An 11,473-nucleotide genomic window follows, 5' to 3' on the forward strand; every position below is an offset into this window, starting at 1 on the left:
CGGCCTTTTGGGGGTTTGATGGTTTCGAGTCTGATTCGTGGGAGCGCCATCGTGGCGCTGGTGATGGCCGTCGCAGGGTGCGGAGGGGGATCGGGAAGCGAAAAGGCGGCCGATGCCGGAGGCGGAGGTACGCAGACTTTCGTTCTCACCACCTCCACCTCCGGGACGGGCAGCATCGCCTCGACGCCGGCGGGCATCAGCTGCGGCAATGATTGCAGCGAGACGATCGCCGCAGGCAGCACCGTCACCCTGACCGCCACGCCGACCTCCGGTGCCTTGTTCTCGGGCTGGGGTGGCGCCTGCAGCGGCACGGGCAGCTGTTCGGTGACCTTGACCCAGGACACCACGGTCACGGCCAGCTTTGCCGCCGTGCCCTCCAACTCCAGCGCGCTGACCGTTTCCAAGGCGGGCTCGGGCACCGTCACGTCGAGCCCGGCAGGCATCAACTGCGGCACCGACTGCGGCGAGGCCTATGTCACCGGCACCACCGTCACGCTCACGGCCAGTGCCGCGACCGGCTACACCTTCAGCGGCTGGAGCGGTCCGTGCAGCGGCACCGGCAACTGCGTGGTCACGCTGTCCCAGGCGCAGATCGTGTCGGCCAATTTCGCCAGTTCGGGCGGCCCCGTCGCGGGCTGCACGCTGCCGCGCGGTACCGCCACGGCACCGGTGGTCTCGAGTACGCACCCGAAGGTGCTGCTCAATCACGCGGCGACCAAGAGCTGCCTTCAGCAGCTGCTGAACTCCGGTTCGGCGTCGGCCACGCGCTTCAAGAACATGGTCGACAGCCAGATGAACGGCGGCAACATCTACGGCTTCGAGCCGTGGTACGCGGCGCTGATGTACCAGGTGACCGGCCAGCAAGCCTACGCCACCTATGCAATCCAGCGGACCGATGCGTTCGTGGCATCGGAAGAGGCGCTCATCGCCGCCAATCAGCGTGCGACGGTGGCCGGCGACAGCTACCTCGAAGTCGGGCCGATGATCGGCAGCGTGGCCCTGGTCTACGACTGGACCTACAACCTGCTCACGCCGACGCAGCGCACGCGCTGGATCACCTACGCCAACCAGGCGGTCTGGAACGTCTGGAACTACCAGCAGGCCAAGTGGGGCAACACCACCTACGCGTGGAGTGGCTGGTCGATCGACAACCCCTCGAACAACTACTACTACTCGTTCCTGAAGGCGACCATGCTGCTCGGCCTGGCGAGCCAGGGAGAGAACTCGCAGGCGCAGGCCTGGATCGACAAGTTCCGCACCGAGAAGATCGAGAACCAGCTCATTCCGACCTTCAACCGTGATCTCGACGGCGGCGGCTCGCGCGAGGGCACGGGCTACGGCACGGCGATGAAGAACCTGTGGCAGCTCTACGACTGGTGGGAACGCTCCACCGGCGAGCGCATCGCCACGCGCACGCCGCACACGCTGGCATCGATGGCGCACCTGATGCACAGCATCGTGCCCACGCTGGACCGCCTGGCACCCACGGGCGACCACGCACGCGACAGCACCGCCGCGCTGTTCGACTACCACCGCGAATACCTGCTCGAGTTGATATCGATCTTCCCGCAGGAGCGGCTGTCGGGAGCCGCGAAGTCGCTGCTCGACGCGTCGAGCGTGCCGCGCATGTCGCAGTACTTCGAATACTTCGTCGACTACATCTACGAGCCGCCGCAGCTGTCGGCGACGGCGCTGACCGACCTGTCGACCACCTACTGGGGCCCAGGCACAGGCCAGTTGATGATGCGTTCGGGCTGGGACACCGGCGCGGCGTTCTCCAACTTCATCTGCGGCCCATACAGCGAGAGCCACGCCCACCACGACCAGGGCAGCTTCGTCGTCTACCGCGGCAACTGGCTCGCCTACGACGCCAACGTCGACTCGGCCTCTGGCATCGAGCAGGGCGAGGAAATGCACAACCTCGTCCGCATCACCCAAGGCGGCAGCACGGTTCCCCAGCGCGAAGGCGCGCCCCGCTGCAACCTGCTCGCGCTGGCCGACAACGCACAGTTCACGTACGCGGTGGCCGACGTCACGCCGATCTACAACGGCAGCGCGGCGGTGACCAAGGTGCAGCGCGAGTTCCTGTTCATCCGGCCCAGCACCTTTGTGGTGTTCGACCGCGTCGTCACCGGCACCAACACGAGCAAGATCTGGACGTTGAATCTGCCGGGTACGCCCACGCTGAACGGCAACCTGATCAGCTATGTGACCGGGGCCAACCGGCTCGACGTGCGGCGTGTGGCGCCGACCAACCTGACCTCGACGCTCTCTGGCCGGCGTGTCGAAGTGGCAGACAGTGCCGCGGGGCAGTCGCTGTTCCTCAACGTGCTGGGCACCAATGGTTCGGTCACCAACGCCGTGGCCGCCAATGGCACCGACCAGACGGGCGCGCAGATCACGCTGGCCGACGGACGTACGGCCACGGTGCGCTTCTCCAACAGCGGCACCGGCGGCACGCTCGAACTGCCAGCCTTCAACGGTGCGGCCGCCTTCAGCGGTAGCTTGCCGACCACGGTGGTGGCCCCGCCGCTGTTCCGCAACTGATCCCTGCTTGCGCCAGAGCAGAGCGGCCCCTTCGGGGGCCGTTTTGCTTGATGGCGAGCCCTTCTCAACCGATCAACACCCATCTCCGGGTCGCGCGGCTCGGCGATACAGGACGCTCTGATCGGTGCGGTGATGTAACAAGTGCTGCGCTTCCCGCGGCGCGATCCGGGTCCGGCGGGCTGCGCCGCTTTCGCTGGCGAGCATCTGCCGACGTTACATGTCGGCCCCCCCGTTACCGGGGGTGGGCTGTGCGCCGGTACCGTGCAGGTCGATGAGCCATGCAGGCGCGCTGAAGGCGCCGCAGGTCACACCTCACAAGGATCGTTGGGAATGAAACTCAAGCTGAACAAGACCGCTTTGATCGTGGCCCAGGCGCTGGCCGCGCTGGCACTCGCTGGTTGCGGTGGTGCCGACACGACCGCGCAGCAGACGGCCACTCTCGACGATTCGGACATGGCGCAGGCCGAACGGCTGCGCTGGAGGTCGATGGACAAGGAATCGCCCACGGTCGAGATCGATAGCCAGTCGGGTTCGGGCACGGGCACCCTGGTTCTGCGCGGCAAGGCTGCCGACAACCTGCGCCTGTACAAGGTTCGGTGGGTGAACGATCGCGGCGGCAATGGGCTGGCCAGGCTCAGCGGGACCTATCAGGCGGCCGACTGGTCGGCCTCTGGCATCGCCCTGCAGACCGGCACCAACAACCTGACCATCACGGCCGAGGATGCCGCTGGAAACCGGACAACGACGACAGCGGCCGTGAACGGGCCGCAAGAGGCTGCGGCACCCGCGCCGGCACCTGCACCTGCACCTGCACCTGCACCTGCACCTGCACCTGCACCTGCACCTGCACCTGCTCCTGCTCCTGCTCCTGCACCTGCACCTGCACCTGCACCTGCACCTGCACCTGCACCTGCACCTGCACCTGCACCTGCTCCTGCTCCTGCTCCTGCTCCTGCTCCCGCGCCGGCACCGGCACCGGCACCGGCACCCGCACCCGCACCCGCACCCGCACCGGCACCGGCACCGGCACCGGCACCCGCACCCGCACCTGCACCCGCACCCGCACCCGCACCTGCACCTGCACCTGCACCCGCACCTGCACCTGCACCCGCACCTGCACCTGCACCTGCACCTGCACCTGCACCTGCACCTGCACCTGCACCCGCGCCGGCACCGGCCGGCAACATCGTCATTCAGCCGCTCGGTACGCCGCGCATCCTGATCTCCGATGCCGCCACGCTCAACCGCTATCGCACGCTGGTGACGAGCCAGGCACCGTCGGCCACTCGCTTCAAGGGCATGGTCGACAGCCAGATGGCCGGCAGCAACATCTATGGCTTCGAGCCCTGGTATGCGGCATTGATGGGGCGCGTCACCGGAACGGCCTCGTACTGCACGTACGCCGTCTCGCGCACCGAGGCTTTCGTCGCATCGGAAGAAGCGTTGATCGCCTCCAACCAGCGCGCCACGGTGGCTGGTGACAGCTACCTCGAAGTCGGCCCGATCATCGGCAACGTCTCCCTGGTCTACGACTGGTGCCGCGACTCGATGACCGCCGGCCAGCGCACGCGCTGGATGAACTACGCCAACCAGGCGGTGTGGAACGTCTGGAACTACCAGCAGGCCAAGTGGGGCAATACCACCTATGCGTGGAGCGGCTGGTCGATCGACAACCCGGTCAACAACTACTACTACTCGTTCCTCGAGGCCACCATGCTGCTGGGGCTGGCCACCTATGGCGAGAACACGCAGGCAGCTGCCTGGATCGACAAGTTCCGCACGGCGAAGATCGCCAACCAGCTGGTGCCGACCTTCAACCGCGACCTCGTCGGCGGCGGCTCGCGCGAAGGCACGGGCTACGGCACGGCGATGAAGAACCTGTGGCGCCTGTACGACTGGTGGGAGCGTTCCACCACCGAGCGCATCGCCACGCTGACGCCGCACACGCAGGCCTCGATGGTCCACCTGATGCACCAGATCACGCCGACGCTGGATCGCCTGGCGCCCACGGGTGACCACGCGCGCGACAGCACTGCGGCGCTGTTCGACTACCACCGCGACTATCTGCAGGTGCTGATGCGGCTGTTCCCGACGGACCGCGCCAGCGGCACCGCCAAGTCGCTGCTGGCCGCTTCGACGGTGCCGCGCATGGCGAACTACTTCATGTACTACAGCGACTTCCTGTACGACCAGACCGATCTTCCCGCACAGCCGCTGACCAACCTGGCCACCGCCTACTGGGGCAGCGGCACCGGGCAGTTCCCGATGCGCTCGTCGTGGGCGAGGGACGCCGCGTTCGCCAACTTCATCTGCGGCCCGTATTCGGAAAGCCATGCGCACCATGACCAGGGCAGCTTCGTGCTGTTCAAGGGCAACTGGCTGGCCTACGACTCGAACGTCGCATCCGCTTCAGGCATCGAACAGGCCGAGAACCTGCACAACCTCGTGCGCATCGAACAGAACGGCACGGTGATGAGGCAGCGCGAAGGCGCACCGCAGTGCCAGATGCTGGCGCTGACGGAGACGGCGAACTACGCCTACGGCGTGGCTCGCGTGACACCGATCTACAACGGCGTGGCCGGCGTGGTGAAGGTGGAGCGCGAGTTCCTGTTCCTCAAGCCGGGCACCTTCGTCGTGATGGACCGCGTGCAGACCAGCGGCACCGGCATGCGCCGCGTGTGGACGCTCAACACACCGGTCGCTCCGACGGTGAGCGGAGACAACTTCAGCGTCGTCAACGGCAGCAACCGACTGGACGTGACACGGCTCTCGCCCGCCGGCCTGACGACACAGGTCAACGCCTGGTCGGGTTCGGGCATCGTGAGCTCGGGCTCGCGGATCGATGTGGCCGACAGCAACGGCGACAGCTCGGTGTTCCTGCACGTGATGGGTACCGACGGTTCTGTGACGTCGAGCGCACGCTCGGATGGCACCGGACAGACCGGCGCGCAGGTCACGATGTCCAACGGCCGTACGGCGACGGTGCGCTTCAGCACCGCCGGTACGGGCGGCACGCTGGAGATCCGCGACGCTGCGGGCACGGTGCTGACCACGGGTGCTCTCCCGACCACCGTGCAGGCTCCGGCCTTGTTCGTGAACTGAAGTTCGCACCAGGCCTCGATCGAGGCCGCGACATCCGCATCGCCGCCGGGTCAACCCCGGCGGCGATGTTCTTTCAGGCAAGCCCGACGGCGCGCTGCGCCCGAGCCATCGCCCCCAGCATCATCTTGAAGCTGTGGTGCTCCGGGCCGATCTCGCTGAGCACGGAGGCGTCGACCACCTGCACCGGAAAGTCGGCGTCGCCGACGCCCGCGCGCGCCAGCGCAGGCAGGTCCACCGAGTGGTGCAGGTGAATGCCCGGGATCGTGAGTTCCGGTCGCTGCGAGACACGCACCCCGGCGAACGGCGCATGCGCGCGCGCGGCGTCGGTGGCCGTGCGGATGGCCTGCTCCTTCGCGGCCAGCGCCGTCTCGGTCGCGCCGACCACATAGGCGTCGCGGACGAGCACCTGCGCATAGACGCTGTGTCGCGGCGCGCTGGGGAAGAGTCCGAAGCGGTTGTAGAAAGCCTCGGCCAGCAAGCCCGGCGACATGCGTTTGGAGATCTTGGCGATCGCGCTGCCGGTGGGCAGGCCGAAGACGGCGCGCTGCTCGATGCCGTGGTCCAGCGTGCGATAGGCAAAGCGCGCCGGGCGCAGTGTGTACAGCGCGTCGGTGCAGGCGCCTTGCCAGGCCTGGAAGAAGGCGCCGTCACGGTTGCGATGGATCGCCGGTGCCGGCAGGCCGTCCGCCTGGCCGACATAACAACCCACGTGGTCCGACACCAGGCCGCGCGCTATGCCGTTCCCCAGCGACCGCTCCAGCAGGCCCGGCGTGTGCAGCGCGCCGGCGGCAATCCACAGCCGCCTTGCGCGGTGCGTCGTCGTGGCCGTGGTCACAGCGACGCCGGCGCGGCTGGCGCGGAAGGAAACAGCGAGCTCTTGTGCCAGCGTGAGCTGGCTGCCGCGCTCGCGCTGCAGCCGGGCGAATTCGGGGCGCGGCCGGATCGGCTTCCATGGCACGAACAGCCACGGCTTCCCCAGGCGAGGCCGCGGGTCGGTCCGCGGATAGAAATGTCGGAACAGGGTGGCATAGCTCTCGTCGTCGCGCGGGTCGTAGGCGTTGCACCAGCCGGTCGGGATGACGCCATGCCAGTCGTTGCCGAGCCCGCCCTCGCCCAGGTACGAACTCGGCACGGTGGCGCGTCCGTCGTAGTGGCTGAATCGGCCCTGCGCCGGCCCGCCCAGTACAAGCACGCTGGGGCTGCCCTTCAGGCCGATGGCGGCGCCAAGCGCAGCCAGTCCCGAACCGATCACGATGTCTTCGAAGTCCACAGGCGGTTGCTCAGGCAGGTGTAGCCGTACCAGCGCCAGCCGAGCAGGCGCAGGATCAGGTCAATGGGGCGAAGCAGGCATGGGCGCGAACCCGCGGCCATCAACAGCGAGGTATAGATGCCGCACGCCGCACGCTCGATCGCGCCGCCGAACGGGCGCCGCTCGACGTGGAAGAGCCGCTTGCCGCGGCCGCCGCTGTCGGGCCAGTCGGGCTGCAGCATGAACGCGGCGAGCTCGCCGTAGCGCGTGGCGATGTTGGTGCCGGCCGGTAGTTCGTCGACGCTGTCGTGCATCAGGCCGATCGTCAGCAGTTTCGCCTGCGGCAGTGCCAGCGCCTCCTGCTCGGCCTGCAGCTTGACGCGCGGGTACTCGTAGCAGCGGGTGCGTTGCGCGACGATGGTGGAGGCCGAGCTGACGTAGACGATCTCGCGCACGCCCGCCGCACCCAGCCGCTGCAGCATGGCGCTGTTCTCACGCGGATCCCGCGAGTAGGACAGCACCCAGACGCGGTCGGCCGGCGTGAACTCGAAGGTGGCGAGATCGTGGTGGCCGATGGCCGCGCCGACGCGCCCGGCCAGCGATGGCTCGACGCTCAGGCGCCGCCACACGGTCGAACCGCGGCCGAGCACGAGCTCGCGGGTGGGCAGGGGCGAGGCCGTCGTCATGCGCGCAGGATCCTGGACTTCAGCCGGCGCCACAGCCGGGCGGCGCGACTGGCCGGGTAGACGCCAAGCGAGCGCTGGACCTGTGCGATGCGTTCGAGCATGGCCGGCGGCAGCGAGGCCGGCGACTCGCCGCCGAGATTGGCCTCGACCTGCTCGACACTCTTGCAGCTCAGGATGACCGTCGACACTTCAGGGTACGACAGCGGGTATGCGATCGCCGCCGCATGCAGCGAGCCGGCCGATCCGGCCAGGAAGTCGAAGGCACGCGCCTGCTCAGAGAGCGTGAGGATGCGAGCCGGCTCCCACTCGCGCCGCTGGTCGGCCGGGTCGGTGAAGCGCGCCGCCGCGTCGTACTTGCCGGTGAGAAAACCTCCCTTGAGCACCGAGCGGGCGATGACGCCGACGCCGCGCTCGCGCAGCAGCGCCAGGCGCGCGAGCAGCGGGTCGGGGTCGAGCAGGCTCACGCAGATCTGCAGCCCGTCGATGCCGGGCCGGGCGAGCACATGGTCGATGTCGCCGGCGCTGCGCAGCGATACGCCCACAAAGCGCAGCTTGCCGGCACGCTTGAGCGCGTCGAGTTCGTCGAACAGTGCTTCGTCCTTGCCGCGCGGCGCCCAGTGGAGCTGGTAGAAGTCGATGCGGTCGGTGTTCAGGCGGCGAAGCTGCTCGTGCACCAGCGTCGTCATGCCCTGCGGCTGGCCCGAGTACTTGCTGGCGACGATCCAGCGGTCGCGGCGGCCCGACAGGAAGCGACCGAGCAGCGCTTCCGACTCGCCGTACACGGCGGCCGTGTCGACGAAGTTGCAGCCCAGTGCCTCCGCCCGCGCCAGGGCGTCGAGCGCCTGCTGCGCCGGCACGGCGCCGTAACTGGCGCCGCCGATGGCCCAGGCGCCGAAGCCGCGCTCCGACACCTTCAGGCCGGTCCTGCCGAAGTCACGCGTTCGCACGTCCGTCCTGTCTGGTCATCGCGCAGGGGGCCTTTCGATCTCGCGGACCGTCACGCGCCGCTTTCCCGACGGCGTCAACGGAATCTCGTCGACCCACTCGAAATCCACGCGCAACTGCGGCCCGGTCTGCTTCTCGATGCTGGCGCGAAGCTGTTGCTGAACGGGCTCCGAACGGCCGCCCTCGCCGACGAGCAGGATCTTCAGCCGATCCTCGCTCGTCTGGCGGACCTGGAAGCCTTCGATGGCCGAATGGTCCTTCATCAGGTGCGGGAAGAACTCGCCGGGGATGATGCGGCCGTCCGGGCTGGTCAGCACATCCAGGCTGCGCCCTTCCACGGCGCCGAGCAGCGGCAAGCTGCGGCCGCAGGCGCAGGCGCCGCGGTGGTTCGACGTGCGGCCCAGGTCGCCGTTGAGGTAGCGCACGAATGGCATGCCCTCATTGTGCAGGTCGGTGATCGTCACGTGGCCGCTGCCCGAATCGACGGGTACGCCGGCATCGTCCGTCAGCTCGACGACCAGGTGGTCGGCGCTCGTGTGGTAGCCGTTGTGATGCTCGCACTCCGCGCCGATCAGCATGAACTCGCGGCAACCGTAGGTATGGAACACCGGCGCGCGGAAGGCCCGTTCGAGCAGCGTGCGCTGGTCCTGCGTGAGCATCTCCGCGGCCGTGATCACCGACTGCGGCGACCAGCGTGCGCCCTGGTGGCGCTCGATCCAGCGCGCGAGTTCGACCAGTGCGCTGGTGTAGCCGACGATGACCCTGGGCCGGTAGTCGTCGATCGCCCGCACGTACTGCGGCAGGTTGTCCTGCGTCATGGTGAAGCAGCTCAGCACGCGGCGGCCGAGCACGCGGTCGTGCAGCTGCGTCTTCCAGCGCTTCAGTGCGGAGGTCGGCGTGATCTCGGTGCCCCAGATGTCCAGCCGGCGCTCGCCTTGCCGCCAGCCGGCCCAGGCATAGCCGCGCATCATCACCGCCATGCGGCGCTCGTAGCTCTCGCGCGTGTATTCGAACGAGAAGGGCTGCCCGGTGGAGCCGCCGGTCGACTTGCGCATCGTCCGGCCCTGCCAGGAACTCGCGACCATGTCGGCCTGGTGGGCGCGGATCATGGCCTTGTCGATGGTCGGGAAATGGCGCAGGTCCGCAAGCTCGCGAAGATCGTGCGACGACACATCGGCCATCGCCCAGTGCCGTTGATAGAAGGGCACCTGCGCCTCGCAGTGCACGATCAGGCGCTTGAGCTTGGCGAACTGCATCGCGTGGAGCTCGTCGCTCGACAGCCTTTGGTTGGCCTCGTACTCGGCCACGTATTCGAAGGTCTTTCGCCCGCGCAGGTGCGCCTCGTAAAAGGGATAGACGTGCTTACCGATCCACTCCACTGCCATGTTCTTGTTCCGCCCTGGATGACGGCGACGTGACCGGTTCGCGTCGCCTGGGCGGAAGTGGAGCACCGGCTGGCGGTGCTGTCCTTGAGCAAGAGAGGGCCGATTGCGAATCGTGTGCATCGGTGTGGGGGAGGGGCCGCAATCCAGTGGAGAAGTACCGCTGGCGGACCTGTCAGTTCAGCAAGGAGGCGTTGGCCAGCGAGATCGTGAGCCGGCGCTTGCCGGACGGCGTGGTCGGGATCGTGTCGACCTCGACGATCTCCACCCGCATCCCCGTCCCGGCGGTGGCCTGTACCTTGGCGGTCAGCTTGTCGCGGCGCTCCTGGCTCCAAGGCGCCGGGACGACCAGCCTGAACTGCACGCAGTCGTGCGCCGTCTGCACCACCTGCCACTGGCGGACATCGGGCCAATCGAGCATGGCGTAGACGAAGAACTCACCCGGCACGTGGCGGCCATCGGGGGTCTCGATCAGATCGAGCACGCGCCCGTCGACCGAGGCGAGCAGCGGCAGGCCGCGGCCGCAACTGCATCCGCTGGTCGCGTAGGTCGCCCGGTCGCCGTTGAGGTAGCGCACCATCGGCATGCCGAAGTTGTGCAGGTCGGTGATGGCGACCTCGCCCGAACTGCCTGCGGCGACGTTTCGGCCCGATTCATCGAGCGTCTCGAGCACCAGGTGGTCGACGTTGACGTGCAGGCCCTGGTGCTTCTCGCACTCCGAGGCCATCAGCATCACCTCGCGCGAGCCGTAGGTGTTGAACACCGGGCAGCCGAAGGCACGCTCGATGTCGTGGCGTTCCGGGTCGTACAGCGCCTCGGCGCCGGTGAGCACGCCGCGCACGCCAGTCAGCGTGCGGCCGGTCTGGATCATGCGACGAGCCACCAGCGCCACCGGAGTGACGTAGCCGACGATCGCGTTCGGCCGGTAGGCCACGAGCTCGTCGATGATCGGATCGATGTTCGACTCGGTCAGCGAGAAGGCGTCGAAGAATCGGCGATTGAAGGCGCCGTGGTACAGGCGGTCCTTGAAGCCGCCCCAGCCGCCCTTGCGCAGGCCGGTGCCCCACAGGTAGCCGGTGCGCGTGCCGAGCTTCGCGCCGCCCCAGCCGTAGCCGCGCCACATCACGGCGGTGCGCCGCGCATAGACGTCCATCGTGTACTCGAATCGGAACGGGTCACCGGTGGAGCCACCGGTGACCTTGGTCAGCGTGCGGCCGCGCCAGCTGGTCGCAATCATCTCGTCGTAGTGGGCGCTGATGAGCGCCTTGGTCAGCACCGGATAGCGCTCGAGTTCGCTGACGCTGCCGAGCGGGCCAGCGGCCACGCCGTGCTCGCGCCAATGCCGTTGCAGGAAGGGCACCTGCTCCCAGCAGTGCGCCAGCAGCTCGTTGAGCTTGCGCAACTGCAGCGCCTGGAGCTCGTGCGGAGCGAGCCACTGGTTGCGTTCGTACTCGGCAACGTGCGACGCGGTGCCACGGCGCTTGACCAGCGTCTCGTAGGCCGGGAACAGCGCATTGCGGAACAGTGACTCGTACAAGGCTTCTCCAGTCGAAGAGGGCAGC

7 protein-coding genes are annotated in these 11,473 nt (G+C 68.0%); 2 read left to right on the forward strand and 5 right to left on the reverse strand.

Going from position 1 to position 11,473, the window contains the following annotated elements:
• The first annotated feature begins 51 nt into the window (after positions 1-51).
• Positions 52-2,547, forward strand: coding sequence for an InlB B-repeat-containing protein (locus HZ992_RS06250; protein WP_209385807.1), 2,496 nt, complete (start codon positions 52-54; stop codon positions 2,545-2,547).
• A gap of 330 nt (positions 2,548-2,877) precedes the next feature.
• A complete protein-coding gene (locus HZ992_RS06255) occupies positions 2,878-5,649 on the forward strand; it encodes a heparinase II/III family protein (RefSeq protein WP_209385808.1) in 2,772 nt (923 codons plus the stop codon).
• Between the two features lie 73 nt (positions 5,650-5,722).
• Here HZ992_RS06255 and HZ992_RS06260 read toward each other — a convergent pair whose 3' ends face one another.
• From HZ992_RS06260 to HZ992_RS06280, 5 genes are all read right to left on the reverse strand, one after another.
• Positions 5,723-6,919, reverse strand: a complete 1,197-nt coding sequence (locus tag HZ992_RS06260; RefSeq protein ID WP_209385809.1) for a hypothetical protein — start codon at positions 6,917-6,919, stop codon at positions 5,723-5,725.
• Positions 6,898-7,584, reverse strand: a complete 687-nt coding sequence (locus HZ992_RS06265) for a hypothetical protein (RefSeq protein ID WP_209385810.1) — start codon at positions 7,582-7,584, stop codon at positions 6,898-6,900. The genes HZ992_RS06260 and HZ992_RS06265 overlap by 22 nt, the downstream gene beginning before the upstream one ends.
• Entirely contained in the window at positions 7,581-8,531 is a 951-nt protein-coding gene (locus HZ992_RS06270) for an aldo/keto reductase (protein ID WP_209385811.1), read from the reverse strand. The genes HZ992_RS06265 and HZ992_RS06270 overlap by 4 nt, the downstream gene beginning before the upstream one ends.
• A gap of 15 nt (positions 8,532-8,546) precedes the next feature.
• Entirely contained in the window at positions 8,547-9,914 is a 1,368-nt protein-coding gene (locus tag HZ992_RS06275) for a phenylacetate--CoA ligase family protein (RefSeq protein WP_209385812.1), read from the reverse strand.
• 172 nt (positions 9,915-10,086) lie between these two features.
• Positions 10,087-11,448, reverse strand: coding sequence for a phenylacetate--CoA ligase family protein (locus HZ992_RS06280; RefSeq protein ID WP_209385813.1), 1,362 nt, complete (start codon positions 11,446-11,448; stop codon positions 10,087-10,089).
• Positions 11,449-11,473: the final 25 nt, after the last annotated feature.

The sequence above is a fragment of the Rhizobacter sp. AJA081-3 genome, assembly GCF_017795745.1.
Lineage (GTDB): Bacteria > Pseudomonadota > Gammaproteobacteria > Burkholderiales > Burkholderiaceae_C > Piscinibacter.

Bases quoted from the DNA above. Each gene is read 5' to 3' on its own strand.
- HZ992_RS06275 (WP_209385812.1), bottom strand. From the start codon at position 9,914: ATGGCAGTGGAGTGGATCGGTAAGCACGTCTATCCCTTTTACGAGGCG.
- HZ992_RS06255 (WP_209385808.1), top strand. From the start codon at position 2,878: ATGAAACTCAAGCTGAACAAGACCGCTTTGATCGTGGCCCAGGCGCTG.
- HZ992_RS06265 (WP_209385810.1), bottom strand. From the start codon at position 7,584: ATGACGACGGCCTCGCCCCTGCCCACCCGCGAGCTCGTGCTCGGCCGC.